This window comes from Nitrospirillum bahiense (genome assembly GCF_007828025.1).
GTDB lineage: Bacteria > Pseudomonadota > Alphaproteobacteria > Azospirillales > Azospirillaceae > Nitrospirillum > Nitrospirillum amazonense.
Genome location: NZ_VITO01000009.1, coordinates 1 through 17880, shown reverse-complemented (window position 1 = coordinate 17880; position 17880 = coordinate 1). Strand labels below are relative to the sequence as shown.

General features: G+C 67.0%; 14 protein-coding genes. 4 read left to right on the top strand and 10 right to left on the bottom strand.

Annotated elements, in window-relative coordinates:
• Position 1: 1 nt before the first annotated feature.
• From FBZ88_RS14455 to FBZ88_RS14445, 3 genes are all read right to left on the bottom strand, one after another.
• Positions 2-808 (bottom strand): metallophosphoesterase, encoded by an 807-nt coding sequence (locus FBZ88_RS14455; RefSeq protein ID WP_145617808.1) that lies wholly within the window; start codon positions 806-808, stop codon positions 2-4.
• Between the two features lie 134 nt (positions 809-942).
• Entirely contained in the window at positions 943-1350 is a 408-nt protein-coding gene (locus tag FBZ88_RS14450) for a hypothetical protein (RefSeq protein WP_145617806.1), read from the bottom strand.
• 119 nt (positions 1351-1469) lie between these two features.
• On the bottom strand, positions 1470-1823 hold the full coding sequence (locus tag FBZ88_RS14445) for a hypothetical protein (RefSeq protein WP_145617805.1): 354 nt from the start codon (positions 1821-1823) through the stop codon (positions 1470-1472).
• Here FBZ88_RS14445 and FBZ88_RS31470 point away from each other — a divergent pair.
• Positions 1786-2235 carry a helix-turn-helix domain-containing protein gene (locus tag FBZ88_RS31470; protein WP_342780174.1) on the top strand — a complete coding sequence of 150 codons (450 nt, stop codon included), beginning with the start codon at positions 1786-1788 and terminating at the stop codon, positions 2233-2235. The genes FBZ88_RS14445 and FBZ88_RS31470 overlap by 38 nt on opposite strands.
• Positions 2236-2937: 702 nt before the next feature.
• Here the strand turns inward: FBZ88_RS31470 and FBZ88_RS14435 are convergent.
• The 6 genes from FBZ88_RS14435 to FBZ88_RS14410 form a co-directional block, all read right to left on the bottom strand.
• Entirely contained in the window at positions 2938-4413 is a 1476-nt protein-coding gene (locus FBZ88_RS14435) for an NAD-dependent succinate-semialdehyde dehydrogenase (RefSeq protein ID WP_145617804.1), read from the bottom strand.
• Positions 4410-5693, bottom strand: a complete 1284-nt coding sequence (gene gabT, locus FBZ88_RS14430; RefSeq protein ID WP_145617803.1) for a 4-aminobutyrate--2-oxoglutarate transaminase — start codon at positions 5691-5693, stop codon at positions 4410-4412. The genes FBZ88_RS14435 and gabT overlap by 4 nt, the downstream gene beginning before the upstream one ends.
• A gap of 110 nt (positions 5694-5803) precedes the next feature.
• On the bottom strand, positions 5804-6859 hold the full coding sequence (speB, locus tag FBZ88_RS14425) for an agmatinase (protein ID WP_145617801.1): 1056 nt from the start codon (positions 6857-6859) through the stop codon (positions 5804-5806).
• Positions 6860-6889: 30 nt separating this feature from the next.
• The gene (locus FBZ88_RS14420) at positions 6890-8284 is read right to left on the bottom strand and encodes a flavin monoamine oxidase family protein (protein ID WP_145617800.1); all 1395 of its coding nucleotides are present in this window, start codon (positions 8282-8284) and stop codon (positions 6890-6892) included.
• Positions 8285-8299: 15 nt separating this feature from the next.
• Positions 8300-8911, bottom strand: coding sequence for a TetR/AcrR family transcriptional regulator (locus FBZ88_RS14415; RefSeq protein ID WP_246138664.1), 612 nt, complete (start codon positions 8909-8911; stop codon positions 8300-8302).
• A gap of 76 nt (positions 8912-8987) precedes the next feature.
• Positions 8988-10427 carry an amidase gene (locus FBZ88_RS14410; protein ID WP_145617798.1) on the bottom strand — a complete coding sequence of 480 codons (1440 nt, stop codon included), beginning with the start codon at positions 10425-10427 and terminating at the stop codon, positions 8988-8990.
• 652 nt (positions 10428-11079) lie between these two features.
• On the opposite strand from FBZ88_RS14410, the gene FBZ88_RS14405 reads away from it, so the two are divergent.
• From FBZ88_RS14405 to FBZ88_RS14395, 3 genes are read left to right on the top strand one after another with little or no spacing between them, the layout of a single operon-like run.
• Entirely contained in the window at positions 11080-13419 is a 2340-nt protein-coding gene (locus tag FBZ88_RS14405) for a TonB-dependent receptor (RefSeq protein ID WP_186464409.1), read from the top strand.
• A gap of 49 nt (positions 13420-13468) precedes the next feature.
• Entirely contained in the window at positions 13469-14623 is a 1155-nt protein-coding gene (locus FBZ88_RS14400; RefSeq protein WP_088872876.1) for an MFS transporter, read from the top strand.
• Between the two features lie 52 nt (positions 14624-14675).
• Entirely contained in the window at positions 14676-16100 is a 1425-nt protein-coding gene (locus tag FBZ88_RS14395; protein WP_145617795.1) for an aldehyde dehydrogenase family protein, read from the top strand.
• 166 nt (positions 16101-16266) lie between these two features.
• Here FBZ88_RS14395 and FBZ88_RS14390 read toward each other — a convergent pair whose 3' ends face one another.
• Entirely contained in the window at positions 16267-17781 is a 1515-nt protein-coding gene (locus FBZ88_RS14390; RefSeq protein WP_145617794.1) for an ISL3 family transposase, read from the bottom strand.
• Positions 17782-17880: the final 99 nt, after the last annotated feature.

Here is a 17880-nt window from a genome sequence, read left to right as displayed (position 1 = left end):
TTCAGAACTCCTGTTGCAAGCCGTAGGGATCGAAAGAGGGGTTGTGGTCGTGAATGCTGTCGCCATGGCCGCGGGGGTTGGCCCACAGGGGCGTCCGGCCGATGGCGAGGTTGGGTGGCGGGTCGTGGATGTGGCCGTAGCACCAGCCGTCCGGCTGGTACCGCTCCACCAGCCAGTCCAAGTGACTGGCGTAGGCACAGGACCACCGGTCCTGCTGCGCCCAGGCCGGCAGGCACCGGGCGGATGGAGCGTGGTGAGTGACCACGACGGTGGGACCGTTGTGAGGGGCGGCCAGCCGGCCTTCCAACCAATCCACCGACTGGTGGTGGAGGGTGGCCGTGTCCAAGGGACGCAGGCGGCGGTAGCCGCCCCCGGCTACTCTGATCTGCCGATAATCCCGCATGTGGGGGCTGTAGGCGTCGCCGACCAGCATCGCTGCATCGGCCCTGACCAGGCGGTCGTCGGCACCGGCGAACAGTCGGACGTCGGTCCAGAGGGTACAACCCAGGAACCGCATACCGTGAACGACGGCCTCGTCGCGTTCCAGCAAGGTCACGCCCTGGCTGGCCAGCCTGGTCCGCAGCCTATCCATGCCATCATCGATGCTGCTGCCGAAGACGTCGTGGTTGCCGGCGACGGCCAGGACATGGTCGCACCCGAACACAGCCCTGGCGTCGGGCCAGGGCAGGCCACGGGCCTTGACGTTCAGATCGCCAGCCAGGACGACGATATCGGCCTGCAGGTCGGTGGGTGGTGTCCAGGGGGCGGAATCGAGGTGAAGGTCGGAAAAAAGGGCAACACGGACCATGATGGGCTCCGGAACTGGCCTGGGGCAGTGCCCAGGCCAGTTGGAGCCCAGGCGCGCTTAAGCCGTGGCTATGGCCACCGGCGGACGTTTGGTTTTGGCGCGCATGGTCATGATGATTTTCCTTTATCCGGCGGTCAGAGTGGGATCGGGATACCGCCCTGAGCCTTGAACTCGGTAGCGGCCAGGCAATAGTTGAAGTCGGCGAGGAGGGCCGGCAGTAGCAGGAGGCCAAACCCCAGGATGGGGATAGTCAGGATGCTGAAAATAACGAAGAACGTGACGAAGAGAATGGACCTCTTGAGGTAGTACAGGTCGCCGGAGGGCGTCCTGATCGCCCGGATCTGTCGGCCACTCAGCCAGTTTCCGTTCCAATAAATGGTTGTATCGCCTTGGGCATGGACGTTGAGGAAGCTATCCAGCGATTCCGCGATATGAATGTTGTTCAGGACGATGTCGCCGATCTTCACCACGGAATACTTGCTGAACTTTCCCGCAACGATGCCATTGCCAAGAAGGCTGAGTCTTCCAGTCACTGATCTCATGATGCACCTACATCTGGGGCGCACGGCGGCCGGACCGGGCGGGCTTTCAAGCCGCAAATCCAGGCGGGCCGCCGGCTGGGGCCGGGGGCGGGGAATACGGCAGCCGCCTTGGCGACTGCCTAGCCTTTGGCTTTGATGTAGGGGACGGAACCGAGCATCGGGACCTCGAGCGTCAGGTCGTTCTTGGTGCGGTGGGCGGTGATGCTGTGACCATCGGCTGTGACGATGAACCAGGTGTCGCCATCGTGCCTGTAGCTCACCGGGACGGCGGGGAAGCCATTGCTGGGGACCATGGCGCCCGCGGTGAACTCGACTGTCTCACCGAAGATGGCCGCCTCCTGTTGCTCTTTCGTAGCCGCCTTGGACATCTCCCATTTCCCCAGCACCGGGTTGTTGTCGCCGCAGGCGCTCAGCAGCAGGCCGACGCTGGCGATCATGGTGAGACGGGTGGTGGTGCGGAGGAAGGCGGCCATGATGGGAGATTCCATTGGGGGAAGGCACGCAACGAGCGAAGCCGATGATTGGCACAACGCTATTCGGATATATCCGATACTTGGTATATATCCCATGGCGGCGTGCAATGCAACAGCGTGTTTTGCCCGGATGGAAGACATCCGGGTTCAGTTTGGGAAGCTATTGAGGGGAAGGCGTCGAGAACGGGGCCTCACGCAGGAGGAACTCGCCTTCAGAGCGGGAATGGACGTGACATATCTGTCGGACTTGGAGCGGGGGAAGTGGAATCCCAGCCTAGCTATGATCGTCGATTTGGCACGCGGTCTACGCGTACACCCTTCTGAACTTCTGATTGGGCTTCAGGTCGAGCAGGCTGATGTCACCGGAGCCGATGATCCCATCCTGCCGGAGCGAAAGCGCGGTGGGCATTAAGGAATGGTCAACGTCTTAATGGCTCCTGCGGACGTATTGCTTCCCTGCCCACAGAAAAAATAAACTCTGCCACCAAGATCGTACGTTCTGGATAATATTACCAGGTTCCTTATCGAAAAAGTAAAACATCTCCGGGTGGTGCTGGATGGCCTGTTGGACGAAGGATGCGCCATCTATATTTACGCGATACTGCTTGCTATGATTGGATGGTTTATTGGATTTTCAATGATTCCCAATCCTCAATTTGTTGTTCTCGTGGTCGGATGGTGCATGGCCTTGCCGCCTTCAGGGGGCAACTGAGGCCTTGCGCAATACGGTCGAACGTGGCATACGTTTGTGACTCATACGGCTACACAAGATTTTGTGCCTTCCGAGGCAATAAAATCAATATCTTGTGCCCAAGGTGGCGAAACCTCCCGTAGGGGACGCCACGCTTCCAGCGTTTCGGCTGGATTTTGCGGGACAATCTGGGGACAAATGGATCCGCGGGACATCCAGCGGAGACAGCTTTCCCATGGCTACCATCGCCCCCCGAAAGAACCGGGACGGCCAGGTCATTGGCTACCAGGTGAAGATCCGGCGTAACGGTGTGTAGCTTGGATGCCGATCGGCATGGTATCCATTTGATTCCATTGAAGTCCATAGGATCACTGGGCCACGCCGATTTACACCGGGGGGCCCACTTCGGTGCTGATGCACATTCTAAATGGCGCCGACACAGACGTATTTGAGATCCAGATACTCCTCGATGCCGTGGTGCGACCCTTCACGGCCCAGGCCGGACTCCTTGAAGCCGCCGAAAGGGGCCACCTCCGTGGAGATGCTGCCCGTGTTGATGCCGACCATACCGTATTCGAGCGCTTCGGATACCCGCCAGAAGCGGGCGAGGTCGCGGGTATAGGCGTAGGCGGCCAAGCCGGCGGCGGTTTGGTTGGCCAGGACCATGGCCTCGTCCTCATGGGTGAAGCGCTGCAAGGCCGCGACGGGGCCGAAGGTTTCCTCCGTCGCGATCTTCATGGCCGGGGTTAGGCCCGTCAGCACCGTGGGGGCAAAGAAGTTACCGGTCCCGGACAGCCGCTCGCCGCCGGTCATCAGAATGGCGCCCCGCGTCAGGGCGTCCTGCACATGGCTTTCGACCTTGGCCAGGGCGGCACCGTTGATCAGGGGGCCTTGATCGCTGGGGCCGGCCAGGCCGTCACCCACGACCAAGGCTGCCGTCCGGGCCGCCAGCCGCTCCGCGAAGGCGTCATGGATGCCGTCCTGCACCAGCAGGCGGTTGGCGCAGACGCAGGTCTGGCCGGTGTTACGGAATTTTGCCAACAGGGCGCCTTCCACGGCCGCATCCAGGTCGGCGTCGTCGAAGACGATGAAGGGCGCGTTGCCCCCCAGTTCCATGGAGACGCGCTTCATGGTGCCGGCCGCTGCCGCCGTCAGCCGCTTGCCCACGGCGGTGGAGCCGGTGAAAGTCAGCTTGCGTACCCGGTCGTCCGCCAGCCAGGTGTCGCCGATGGTCGGCGCGTCGCCGCACAGGATGTTCAGAACGCCCGCCGGCACGCCGGCCTCCTCCGCCAGGACGGCCAGGGCCAGCGCGCTCAGCGGCGTCAGCTCAGATGGCTTCAGCACCACGGTGCAGCCGGCCGCCAGCGCCGCGCCCACCTTGCGGGTGATCATGGCGGCGGGGAAGTTCCACGGGGTGATGGCAGCCACCACCCCCACCGGCTGGCGGGTCACCAGGATGCGGGCGTCGGCACGGTGGCCGGGAATGGTCTCGCCATAGATGCGCTTGGCCTCTTCCCCGAACCATTCCAGGAAGCTGGCGGCATAGGCGATTTCCCCCTTCGCCTCAGTCAGGGGCTTGCCTTGCTCTGCCGTCAGCAGGCGGGCCAGGTCATTGGCATGCGCCGTCATCAGGTCGAACCACCGGCGCAGGATGGCGGCCCGCTCCTTGGCCGTGCGCTTGCGCCAGGCGGGAAACGCCCCGGCCGCGGCGTCGACAGCCGCCCGGGCGTCCTCCCGGTCCGATCGGCGCACGTGGCCCAGGGTTCGGCCGGTGGCGGGGTTGGAGACCGCCACCAAGTCGCCCTCCGGCGCCAGCCAACGGCCGCCGATATAGGCCCCGTCGCGCAACAGGTCGGGGCGTTTCAGCGCCAGGCGCCGCTTTTCGGCGTCAGCGTTCATGGCGTCACCGCCAGGGCCCGGGCCAGGATGTCCAGGCCGGCGTCCAGCTCGGCATCGGGAATGGTCAGGGGCGCCAGAATGCGGATCACGTTGCCGTGAACCCCGCAGGACAGCAGGACCAGGCCCAGGTCCAGCGCCCGCGCCGTGACCTGGCGGGTGGCGTCGGCGTCCGGGTCCACGCCGCCGCGCTCCTTGAAAATCTCGAAGGCCACCATGGCGCCGGGGCCCCGAATGGCGCCGATAGGCAGGATGTCGTTGCGCTCCCGCACCGATTCCAGCCGGGCCTTGATACGCCCACCGATGGCATCGGCGCGCGCCAGCAGCCCTTCCTCCTCAATGACGTCCAGCACGGCCAGGGCGGCGGCGCAGGCCATGGGATTGCCGCCATAGGTGCCGCCCAGGCCGCCGGGCGCCACCTTGTCCATAATGGCGGCCCGGCCGATGACGCCGGACAAGGGGAAGCCGCCGGCCAGCGACTTGGCGATGGTGACCAGGTCCGGCTCCACGCCGGCATGCTCGATGCCGAACATGCGCCCGGTGCGACCGAAGCCCGCCTGCACCTCATCGGCGATCAGCAGGATGCCATGGGCGTCGCACAGGCGGCGCAGGTCGCGCAGCAGTTCCGGCGGTGCCGGATTGAAGCCGCCTTCGCCTTGCACCGGTTCCAGGATGAAGGCGGCCACGCGCTCCGGCTCCACATCGGCCCGGAACAGGAAATCCAGCGCCTTCAGGGTGTCGGCGACGGTGATGCCGTGGTGCGGTATCGGGAAAGGCAGGTGCCACACCTCCGGCGGCATGGGACCCGCGTCCTTCTTGTAGGGATTGACCTTGCCGGTCAGGGCGGAGGTCATGAGCGTGCGGCCGTGGAAGGCGCCGGTGAAGGCGATGACGCCGCTGCGGCCGGTGGCGACGCGGGCGATCTTGACGGCGTTCTCCACCGCCTCGGCGCCCGTGGTGAAGAAAACGGTCTTGGCCGGGCCGCTGAACGGGGCCAGCGCGTTCAGGCGCTCCGCCAAGGCGACGTAAGGCTCGTAGGCCGCCACCTGGAAGGCGCTGTGGGTGAACCGCTCCATCTGCGCGGCGGCGGCGGCCATGACCCGGGGATGCCGGTGGCCGGTGTTCAGCACGGCGATGCCGCCCGCGAAGTCGATATAGCGCCGGCCGTCGACATCCCACAGCAGGGAATTGTCGGCGCGGTCTGCATAAATGGCGGTGGCATGGGCCACGCCGCGCGGCACGGCTTTGGTGCGGCGGGCGAGAAGGTCGGCGTTACGGGACATGATGGGGCGTCCTCCGCGGCGAGGGTAGGGGGCGGCGATCCCGCCGGCGAATGGGCGGGGTGGACCGGCGGGTCGATGGGAAAGGTCAGGCCGAATACGGTGTCGCGGCGTCAGCCGCGTTGTCGTCGCCGGTCCAGGGCCAGGGTGGCCAGGCACAGCTGTTCGAACAGGATTTGGGCCCCGACATGGGCGGTGTTGCTGGTGGGGTCGTATTGCGGGGCGATTTCCACCACGTCGGCGCCGACCACGTCCAGGCCGGCCAGGCCGCGCAGGATGGCCAGCGCCTCGCGCGAAGTCAGGCCGCCCACCTCGGGCGTGCCGGTGCCAGGGGCGTAGACCGGGTCCAGGCAATCGACGTCGAAGGAGATGTAGACCGGCCCATCGCCGACCACCTCCCGCGCCTTGGCGATCACCGCCTTGACGCCCATCTCGGCCACATCCTCGGCATGCAGCACGGTCATGCCGGCGTCGTAGGAGAATTCCCAGAAGAATTCCGCGCTGCCGCGGATGCCGATCTGGATGGTGCGATCCGGGTCCAGCACCCCGTCCAGGACGGCCAAACGGAAGGGGCCGCTGTGGTGGAAGCGGGCGCTGTCATCGCTGCCGCTGGTGTCGCAATGGGCGTCGAAATGGATCATGCCCACGGGGCGATCCCGGCCCAGCGCCTTCAGGATGGAATAGCTGACGGAATGGTCGCCGCCCACGCTCAGCGGCACCACCCCCGCCGCCGCCAGCCGGCCGTAAAAGGCCTGGATGTCGTGGTGGCAGGCCACCAGGCTCAGATAGTTGCTGAAGGGCACGTCGCCGATGTCGGCGATACTGGCCTGGGCAGAGGGAACCAGGCGCAGCACATGCTCATACGGCCCAATGCGGTCCATGCCCCGGACGGCGCGGGGGCCGAAGCGCGACCCCGCCCGGTTGGTGACGCCCAGATCCATGGGCACGCCGACCAAGGCGATGTCCAGGCCGCCGAAATCGTCCAGTGCCGCCAGATCGGGACGCAGGGGCGCGTCCAGCAGGGTGCCGGCGTCGGCGAAGGGCTGACGCGGCGCCTCAGCGCCCCGGAACACCGCCTCCGCCACGGCACGGAAATGCAGGTCGAAGAAGTCGGCCGGCGAGGCGGCGCCGTAGCGCTGCCGCAGGCGGTCCAGCTTGGTCTGATCCACTGTCGTCCCCCTATCTCAGCGTGCCGTGTCTCAGCGTGCCGCCAGGATTTCGGCGGCGGCCCGCTCGCCGGACCGGATGGCCCCGTCCATATAGCCGGGCCAGCGGCTGGCCGTTTCCGTACCGGCCCAATGGATGCGTCCGGTGGGCTGGCGCAAGGTCGCGCCCAGGCTGGTCCAGGCCCCCGGCACCATGACGCCGGCATAGCCGCCCCGGGCGTATTCCTCCTCCAGCCAGGACAGTTCGATATATTCCCGCATGTCGGCCGCCCGGGGCCCGAACAGGCGCACCAGCGACTGAGTGATGGCGGACTGGCGCTCGGCCGGCGTGCGGGCGGTCCATTCCTTGGCCTCATCCCCCTCGATGAAGGCGACCAGAATGCCGGGCGTGCCGGCGGCGGGGGAATTGTCGTAGATCAGGCTCACCGGGCCGTCCTCGCTGATCGCCATCCCCGACAGACCCTCCTCTCGCCAGAAGGGGGTGGGATAGAGGCATTGCACCTTGATGCAGGCGCCCATGGGCATGCGCTGGGCCAGATGGTCCCGCGTCCCGGGCAGCGGCGGGCTGTAGCGCAGGCGGGCGGCCAGCGCCGGCGGCAGGGTCACGATGGCGTGGCGGGCGCGGACCGTGTCGCCCGTGGCGGTGGTGATGGTCACGCCGTCACCGTCCTGGGCCAGGGCGGCCACCGGGGTATCGAGACGCAGGTGCGGCCGTACCGTGTCCGCCAGCCGTTCCGCCAGATGCTGCGCCCCCAGGCTGAAGCGCCGTTCCTGCGCGCCGCCGCCCATGCTGATCAGGGCGGCCAGCCCGCCGGCGGCCTTGATATAGAAGAGGACGTGCAGCAGCGACAGCTCCCGCGCCTCCGACGCCAGGACGGACCGGGCCAGGAAGCGCATCCAGAACCGGGCCTCGTCGCTGGTGGCCGTGCGGATGATCCAGGCGTCGAAGCTCTCGCTATCCAGGGCGGCGGCGTTGGGGCTGGTCCACGGGGCTTCGGCATCCACCGTTTGCGCCAGGGCGTCCAGCGCCTGGAACGTCGCCTCCACTTCCGCCAGGGCCGCCGGCTCATGGGGCGGCAGCAGACCGGTGAAGCGCATCAGGCGCCCGTTGTGCAGACAGAGGTTCTCCCCCTCCTCGAAGGAGGGGAAGGTTTCCACCCCCAGCTCCTCGGCCAGGGCCAGCACCTTGTCCTGGCCGGGCCCCACCCATTGTCCGCCAACGTCAATGGGGGTGCCGTCTTGGGCATGGCGGGTATGGATGCGGCCGCCGACGCGGTCGCGCGCCTCCAGCACCGTGACGCGCAGGCCGGCGCTGACCAGGGCGCGGGCGGCGGTCAGGCCGGCGAAACCGGCCCCGATGATGGCGATGTCCACCGGTTCCGCGCAGGCGGACTCCGGGCGGCAGGCGGACTCGATGGGCTGGCCCATGACGCTCTCCGGTTCTTAGAGATAGGTGCGCTGCGCGGCAATGATCAGGGACTGCACCGCTTGGCGCGAGCGGAAGCTGTTGGCGGTCGCCAGCCATTGCAGAAGGATGCCGACGAAGCCGGTGAAGATGAAATTGGCCAGGCCGTCGATGTCCGGCTTGATGCTGCCGTCGCGGACATCGCTGGCGTCGGCCAGGACGGACCGGTACAGGTCCAGATATTCCTCATACTTGCGCTTGGCCAGCCACTCGGACCCCGGCGTGCTCACGGCGTAAAGCGTCAGGTTGAACAGGGCCAACTGCTCGTTGGGGCTGCGCTCCACCTCTCCCCGGATGAAGGTCAGCAGGTGGTCGATGCGGTCGTGCAGCCGCTCGGGCGCGGAGAAATAGGCGGCCAGGCTCTCACGTGACTTCGCCACCAGGTGGGTCAGCACGTTCATCAGCACGGCGTCCTTGCCGTCGAAATAATAGTGCAGGGTGCCCAGGTTCACGCTGGCCTCGCCCGCGATCTTGCGCGTCGTGGTCCCGTGCACGCCTTCGCGGGCGATGACGGTGACGGCGGCGGCCATGATGGCTTCCCGCTTTTCCTCGCGTTTCTCCTCGCCTTTGGTTTTCGGGGGCTTGGACACGGGCGTTTCCTCTGGTCTCGCGGGCGGCTGGCCCTTTGGGCGGGCGGTTGGGCGGGGCGGCATGCTGATCGGGGTGTTAGCGGGGGTCAACGGCGGCGGCTGATGACGGCTGTGGGTCAATCGGGATGATCGGCCCAAGCCGTTCCTCCAGCGCCGTGGCGGCGGCCAGCACCAGGCCGTCGCGGAAGCGGCCGGCCACCAGCTGGACGCCCAGGGGGCCGTCCGTTCCCCGGTGCACCGGCACCGACAGGGCGGGCACGCCCAGGAAGGCCGTCGCCGTGCAAGGGCTGTGCGCGGTCAGCAGCCGGCGGGCCTCCTCCACGCCGCGCACATCGTAGCCGACGGGGAAGGGCACCGACCAGGCGGTGGGCATCAGCAGCAGCGGGAGGTCCTCGAAGAACATCTGCCAGGCGCGCTGGAAGGTCGTGCGGCTGGCCAGGCTCGCCAGCATCTCCTCCGCCGACAGGGCGGGGACGCAGGCCGCCGTCAGGTCCAGGGAGCGCAGGAACGTCTCGTCGCCCAGGGCGAAGGCGGCGCGCGCGCCGGGGCTGCGGCAGTCGTTGGACAGCAGGGTCATCCACAGCGCCGCCGCCTCCTCGAAGCGGGGCGGTGCCGTCTCCACCACTTCATAGCCGGCGCTGGCCAACGCATCGGCGGCGCGGCGCAGGGCGGCCAGGACGGGGGCGTCGGCGGCATGGTCCGCCGTGCCGGTGAACAGGGCGACCCGCTGCCGCCACGCGTCATCCGGAAAGTCCAGGGGAACCGGGACCCAGGCCGGATCACGCGGGTCACGCCTCGCCATGGTCTCCAGTCCCAGGCGGATATCGCGGACCGAGCGGGCCAGTACGCCCTGGGTCGATCCCAGCTGCAGGCACAGCGACCGCTCCGCCTTGCCCGTGGGGTTGTAGGCGGGAACGCGGCCCGTGGTGGGACGCAGGCCGTAGACGCCGCAGGCGCTGGCCGGCAGGCGGGCCGATCCCGCCAGATCGTTGCCGTGGGCCAGCGGCACCATGCCGGTGGCCACTGCCGCGGCCGCCCCGCCACTGGACCCGCCCACGTTCAGGGCGGTGTTCCACGGATTCAGGGTCAGGCCGTGCGGCGCGTTGTCGGTGAACCAGCGGCAGGAGAAGGCGGGGGCGTTGCTGCGGCCCAGCAGGATGGCCCCGGCCTTGCGCCAGTTGGCCACCGGCGGGCTGTCCTCTGCCGCCACCAGGCTGGTGAAGGCGGCGACGCCGTTGGTGGTGGCGCTGCCGGCTTGGTCGACATTGATCTTGGTCGTGACAGGCACACCATGCAGCGGCGGCAAAGGGGCGCCTGCCGCCATCCGGGCATCGGCCTCGGCGGCGGCGGCCAGGGCGGGGTCGCGGTTTATTTCGGTGAGGGCGTTCACCGCCGGATTGACGGTGGCGATACGGTCCAGGCAGGCGGCCGTCGCCTCCCGTGCCGAAACCCGTCGTTCCCGGATCGCGGATGCCAGATCCGTGGCATCCCATTGCCAAAGCGCGGTGCCGCCCATGTCCTGTCCCTGTTCCTGAAAGACATTTTTTAAGAAGGCGTCAGCGTCGTGCGGCGGGTCGTTGCCAGGCCGCGGACCGGCTTAAGGGCACCTTACGGGGCGCCCGGGGGCCGGATCGACGTTCGTCATGCTTCCTGGTTACAGGCCGCCGATGGGTCTGTCAATCATATTTAGTCATTTGATCAATTTATCTTCGGCCCTGTCTGGGCTGAGGGCAGGGCGCCAATCGGCGGATTTTTTGTCGCGCCTCTCAGTGTGCGCAGAGTACGGCGACTAGGGAAATGCCATATATCATATTGATTATGAACGAATGTTTTTGAAACGACCTCTGTGTGGCTTTCGCAGATAATTCGTCGAACCTTGAATCTTTATCCTTGACAACCTTTCCGAAATGCGTCGCACTTGGGGCATAAATTGGTCAAATGATCAAACATTGACGTGAACAGGGTATCCGGCCGGGTCTGGCCGGGAATGGCTTTGATGCTCCGGTACGGGACGACCGTCCGGTGATTTCCGATGCAGGCTGGCCCCTTGGGGCGCGGGTCCTTTTGGCGGGGTGCGAAAGCGTCCCCGAACGGGGACGGCTTGCCGGATAATGGCCGCCGTCAAGGCGTGCCGCGCACAGATGAACGGGAAGATTCGGGAGACGGAAATGAAGCGGAAACGGTATGCCTATGCGGCCCTTGGCCTGTCTTGCTCCCTGATTTTGGGGGTATCGTCACGCGCTGCGGAACCGGCCGCCGCACCCACAAGCGGCGCCTCCGACGACGTGTTGCAGGACATCGTGGTGACGGCGCAACGGCGCGCCCAAAGTTTGCAGGATGTGCCCGTGTCGGTCAGCGCCTTCGCCGGCGACGACCTGAAGAGCCGGGGGGTGACCTCCATCGACCAGATCGGCGGCATGATCCCCAACGTCCAGATCCACAACGACAAGGGCGGCGGCGCCCCCACCTGGGTCATCCGTGGCGTTGCGCTGTTCGACTTCAACGCCAACAACAACCCCGCCACCGCCATCTACATCGACGACGTCTACCAAAGCTCCGCCGTCATGGGTGGCGGCGCGCTTTATGACCTGGAGCGGGTGGAGGTGCTGAAGGGCCCGCAGGGCGGGCTGTACGGCCGCAACACCACCGGCGGTGCCGTCCAGGTGCTGTCCAAGCCGGCCAAGCTGGGCGCCACGGATGGCTATGCCTCCGTCGATTACGGCAAATGGAACGAATACCGGGTGGAGGGGGCGCAATCCATCCCCGTCACCGACACCCTGGCGTTGCGCATCGCCGCGGTGCAGGAAGGGGGTGACGGCTGGCAGAGGACCCTGGCCAGCAATACCCGCTGGGGGGCGCCCGACCGGACCTCGGCCCGCCTTCAGGCCCTGTTGCAGCCGTCGGAGCGCTTCACCGCCCAGTTGAAGCTGTTCGGCAGCCGGGACCAATCGCAGACGACGCTGGCCACCAGCAACGCCGCCTATGATGCCACCGGCGGCTTCTGCGGCGCCGTGGCCGGTGGGGGCAACGGCAACGCCTCCTGCCTGAACTTCGCCCAGTTCAACAACCTCATCACCGGCACCACCGGCGCCTTGTCCTCGGCCAGCCAGTCCAACGACGGTCGCGTCGTCATTTCCAGCCCCATCAACCGGCTGGATGATCACGAATGGGGCGCCACGCTGACCCTGGACTATGACTTCGACGCCGCCCGGCTCACGTCGATCAGCGCGGCGGACTATTTCCACTACGGCCAGGTTTACGACTACGACGCCACCAACCTGCGGCTGGGTGACCAGGCGGAACGGGCCACCATCCGCAACCTGTCCCAGGAACTGCGCCTGACCTCCACCGGCGACAGCCGGTTCAAGTGGCTGGCCGGCGCGGTCTATGCCCAGACCGGTTTCCAGGAGTACCGGACCTTCGATATGCGCGACAACGTGGCCGTCGTCTCCGCCTCCTTCACGCCGCTGGGTGTGCCGCAGCAGGACGGCGTGCTGGCGGTGCAGTACCGGCAGCAGACGCGCCACGCCTCGGTCTATGGCCAGGCCGACTACGCCTTGACCGACCGCCTGAACCTATCGGCCTCCCTGCGCTACGCGACGGAGGAGACGGATTTCCGCAACGGCAAGGACTTCTTTCCCCTGGCCGGCATCACCCTGCTGGACAACCTGAACTCCACCTACCGCCTGCACGACCATGTGTCGGGCAAGGTGTCGGCCGATTACCACCTGACCGATACCGTCCTGCTCTACGCCTCGGCGGCCCGTGGGTACAAGTCAGGCGGCGTCTTCGGCGGCTTCCCCCAGGAACCGGGCGACGTGACCCCGTATAAGGAGGAAATCGTCTGGGCCTACGAGACGGGGGTGAAGAGCACTTGGCTGGACCACAGGCTGCAGGTCAACCTGGCCGGCTTCCATTACGACCATAATAATTTGCAGGCGCTGACCACCCTGCCCAGCGTGCTGACGCCCGGCCAGTTCATCTTCCGCCTGACCAACGTGGGCAAGGCCACCCACGACGGCATCGAACTGGAAACGACGTTGAAGCCCTTGCCGGGCCTGACGTTGCAGGCGTCCGGCGCCTATGTCGATGCCGAGGTGACGCAGAGCAACGACATGCTCTACTCCTTCGACAACCAGGCACTGCCCTGGCAGGGTCGGCGCATCGACTACTCGCCGCGGTGGACCGGTTCCTTCAGCGTGCGCTACGACCATGCGGTCACGGCGGATCTGGTGGGCACGGCGCAGCTCGACTTCGACGTGCGCAGCGCCCAGGTGATCGGCAGCACTCTGGTCGATGGCGCCATGCGCAATATCGGCGGCTACGGTCTGCTGAACGGGCGGCTGACGCTGGCATCGGACCACGAAGGCTGGAGCGTGTCGCTGTGGGGCAAGAACCTGCTGAACCGGCATTACTTCACCGATCGCAGCAATGACGGCCTGGGCAGCTATTACTCGGTGTACGGGCGCCCCGTGAGCTATGGCCTGAACCTCACGAAGACCTGGTGAAGACGCCCACGCCGTCGCCCGCCAGTACGCCACGCCCACAGGAGGCACCATGGCATCCGTCACCCCCGCCGCCGACCAGCCGGTCACACCCATCCTGTCCTTGGCGGCCATCACCGTCTTTGGCCTGATCGGACCCTTCATATTCCTGGTGTCACCCGTCATCGCCGGGCAACTGGCCCTGGAATGGCACTGGTCGGCCGGGGATATCGGCCAGCTCATGTCGGTGGAGCTGGGTGGGGCCGCCCTGGTTTCCTTCCCGGCGGTCTTCCTCTTGCGCCGCCTGCCGTGGCGGCCGCTGGCGGCGGCGGCGTCCGTGGTGTTCGCCGTGGCGGCCGTTGGCTCCGCGATGGTCGCGCGGGCCGGCGGCGACCCCGCCGCGTTGGTCCCCCTGCGGTTCATCGGGGGTGCCGCCGGGGGCATGCTCTCGGTGGTGTGCCTGCTGGCGGCGGGCCGCTCCGCCGATCCACACCGAGCCTTCGCCTGCTGGACGGGCGGCCAGACCGTATCGGCGGCGTTGGGCTTGCTCTACCTGCCGCGCCTGTTCGGCCACGCGGGCCTCGCCGGCCTCTATGCCCTGCTGGGGGCGGCGGCGTTCCTGGCGCTGGCGGTGGTGGCGGGCTTGCCGGCCGGCTGGCCGCGCCAGCCTGACGCCGCGCGTGGTGGCCGCTCGGTGGCGGCGCGCCTGAACCTTTTCGCCATCTTCTGCTACTACTTGGCCATCGGCGGCGCCTGGGCCTTCGTCGGCGTTCCGGGGCTTGGCCTCGGCCTGAGCGAGGAAGAGGTCGGCACGCTGACGGCGGTGGCCATGTTCACCGCCATCCTCGGTTCCATCCTGGCGACGCTCGCGGGCCGCTCCCGTCACCGCGGCGTCCTCAGCCTGGGTTTCTTCGGGCTGTTGCTGGCCTGCCTGCTGGCGCTGGCCTTCCCACCGGGACGAGGCGTCTTCGTGGCCGCGGTCGTGCTGCTGCAGGTGTGCTGGTCCTTCCTGGTGCCCATGCTGCTGGCCGCGCTGGCCGACACCGACGCCGGCGGGGGGCTGGTGATCCTGTCCAACATGATCATCGGCGGCGGCGCCGCACTGGGCCCGCTGCTTGCCGGCTACGCCTTGGATTACACCGGGACCTATGTCGCCGTCGCCGCCCTGGGCGCGCTTTTGCTGGTGCTGTCGGCTGCCGCCTTCGGGTGGGCGCGTCGGTGCGCCTGAGGCGCCGGCCCCCTTTCCCCATTCCTTCGGTTTCACTGCTTGGATCGGACCCATGTCCTCACTTCCGCTTCTTTCCTGTTACATCGACGGCCAGTGGCGCCTGCCCGGCGGCGGCCTGCTGGATGTGATCAATCCGGCGACCGAGACTCCTTGCGCCCAGGTGGCCCTGGCGGGCCCGGCCGAGGTGGACCTGGCCGTGGCGGCGGCCCGGCGGGCGTTCGACACCTTCTGCCAAACCAGTCGCGGGCAGCGCCTGGATCTGCTGTCGTCCATCCTGGCGGCCTACGGTGCCCGCATGGCCGACATTGGTGACGCGGTCAGTCGGGAGATGGGGGCGCCGCAGGGCTTCGCCCGGCAGGTTCAGGCCGGCATCGGCGCCGCCCATCTGGCGCAGATGATTGAGACGCTGAAGACGTTCGTTTTCGAGGAGGAGCGAGGTTCCCTGCGGCTGTTGCGGGAACCGGTGGGCGTCGCCGGGTTGATCACCCCGTGGAACTGGCCCCTGAACCAGATCGTGTGCAAGGTGGCGCCCGCGCTGGCGGCGGGCTGTACGGTGGTGCTGAAGCCCAGCGAATTGGCCCCGCTCAGCGCCAACCTGTTCGCGGAGGTAATGCACGCCGCCGGCGTGCCGGCCGGCGTGTTCAACCTGGTGCATGGCGATGGTCCCGGTGTCGGCCAGGCCATCGCCCGCCATCCGGACATCGACCTGGTGTCCTTCACCGGTTCAACCCGCGCCGGCGTGCAGGTGGCGAAGCTGGCCGCCGACACCGTGAAGCGCGTCACCCAGGAATTGGGCGGAAAATCCGCCAACATCATCCTGCCCGACGCCGACCTGCCCACGGCGGTGGAGCAGGGGGTGCGCCGCTGCTTCAGCAACAGCGGCCAATCCTGCAACGCGCCCACCCGCCTGCTGGTGCCGGAGGACCGGTATGAGGAGGCGGCCGCCTTGGCCCGCGCCGTGACGGAAACCATCGTCGTGGGCGACCCGCTGGATGCCGCGACGACCCTGGGGCCGCTGGCCAATGCCACCCAGTTCGCCAAGGTTCAGCGGCTGATCGAGGTTGGTGTAAATGAGGGGGCGGAACTGGTGGCGGGCGGATCCGGCCGGCCCGCGGGGCTGGATCGCGGCTACTACGTCCGGCCCACAATCTTCGGCCGCGTGACCCCGTCGATGACTGTGGCGCGGGAAGAGATCTTCGGCCCCGTCCTGTCCATCCTGACCTACCGCTCGGAGGAGGAGGCCATCGCCCTGGCCAATGACACCGTTTACGGATTGGCAGCCTATGTCCAGTCCCGCGATGCTGGCCGCGCTCAGGCGGTGGCGCGCCGTCTGCGCGCCGGCACGGTCTATGTCAACGATCCGGCGTGGAGTCCGGCCGTGCCGTTCGGCGGCTACAAGCAGTCCGGTAATGGCCGCGAGTATGCCGAATTCGGGCTGGCGGAATTCATCGAGGTGAAAGGTGTTGTCGCAGGTTGATGGCGCGGCAGCTTGGTATAAACCCGCAAGATCCGCCGGTGTTCGGTCCCGGATGAGGTGGCCGTCCGGCGGTGGCGTGATCGTGTCCCTGGGCGTGGCGTAACAGGCGCCCGACTGTAAATCGGCGCGACACAGTGGCTCTGACGCAAACTTGATGATGGGCAGATCATTCGGCGCCGATGACGCGGGCCTGGAGGAGGTCAAGCTTTCCACAGCCATACATCTGGCGTTTGACGAGTTTGAGCTTGGTGATCTGGCCTTCGGTTTGGCCATTGGACCAGGGTGACGTGATGGCGGCGGCGACAGCGGCGCGATCCTTGATGATGCCGTTGGCGAACGACGCCACCAGACTGCCTTTGGCCCGATCCAGCCAAGGTTGGAGGTCGCTGAGGGACTTGCGCCGGATCATCCCCTGGAAGTCGGCGACAATGTTCCTGGTATCGACCAAGCCGGGGACGCCCCCTTCAATGGCAGCGATGACGACGGTTTCCGCCTTGGTCAGGGTATCGCTGCCCAAGGTCATGAGCCGCGCGATGGTTCGAGCCGACGGCGTGCGGCTCAGGGCCTCTGCCCCAATTTGATCAGCCCGGCGTCGGCGGGTCGCCCACTCGGTGACTACGCGCAGAGAGCCCCGGAATCCATGCTGCTGCAAACGGCGCCAGAGATCGGCGCCATTGCGCAGCCCTGCCGCCCATTGCTGGTCCAGCCAGGGAAGATGAACTTCAAGAGAGCTTTCCCGGGTACGGAAGATGTCTGATCGCTGGCCGCGCAGGATTTTCCGCACCAAGCCGCGGCTGTGGCCCGTCCGGCGGACGATCTCCCGGATCGGCATGCCTTCCGCGGACAGTCGCTGAATGGCGGCATTGGTTTCCTCACGGCGGATGTATCCGTCGTGCTGCAGCCTCTCCGCCGCCGTCAGCAGGGCGGGATCGATGGTGCTGGCGCCCACCGCCGCGCGGATCTGTTTCATCGACTTACGGACGGCGTCCAGGAAGGCACGGCTGGCGTTCTCCATCAGGTGCCAACGGTCGGCGACCTGCGTCACGTCCGGCAGCACCCTGGCGGTTGCTATCGCATAGCCGCCGCCACGATCTCGGGCGACGGTGCTGACCTGGGGCTGGCCTTCCAGCCAAGCCTGGACGGTTGCTGGTTCGCGATCCGGCAAGAGCGCGATCGTCCGGCGGCGCTCCAGGTCACAGATCAGGGTTCCGTAGCGCTGGTTACGTCGCCAAGCCCAGTCATCGACCCCAATAACGGTCGGCGGCACGAACTTGGGACTGCCTCGGCGGCAAACCACACGCAGCAGCGTGTCGTTGCTCACCGGCATCATCAGCCGTTGCGCCAGGGCCGCCGCAGGCCGCCCGCCCAGGGCCAAGCCCAGGTGATGAATGATCTTATCCAGCCTCGCCGTCCGGCGCGCCCTCGGCGCCAAGATGGTCGGATCGAACCGTTCGGTGAAGACGCGACGGCCACACAGAACCGCATCGCAGAAGAACCGGCGGGCGATCAGGATCAACTGCACCGTACGGCCAGCGGCAGGCAGGTCCAGCAAACCGCGTCGATAGCGACTATGGACACGCCGGGCAACAGTCCCACACCCAGGACAAGGGCAATCGGCGTTGGACGATCGGATCACGAGCCGTACCGCTGTGCCGTCGTCGGCAACGTCGTTGATCACCATACCCGGTGGACTCAAAAACGAAGTGCGACTTTCCAACGTTCTCAGTGAGTTGGACAGGAGGTCGCAGATGGGGTCTCACTACTCTCACCTGGATTTGTC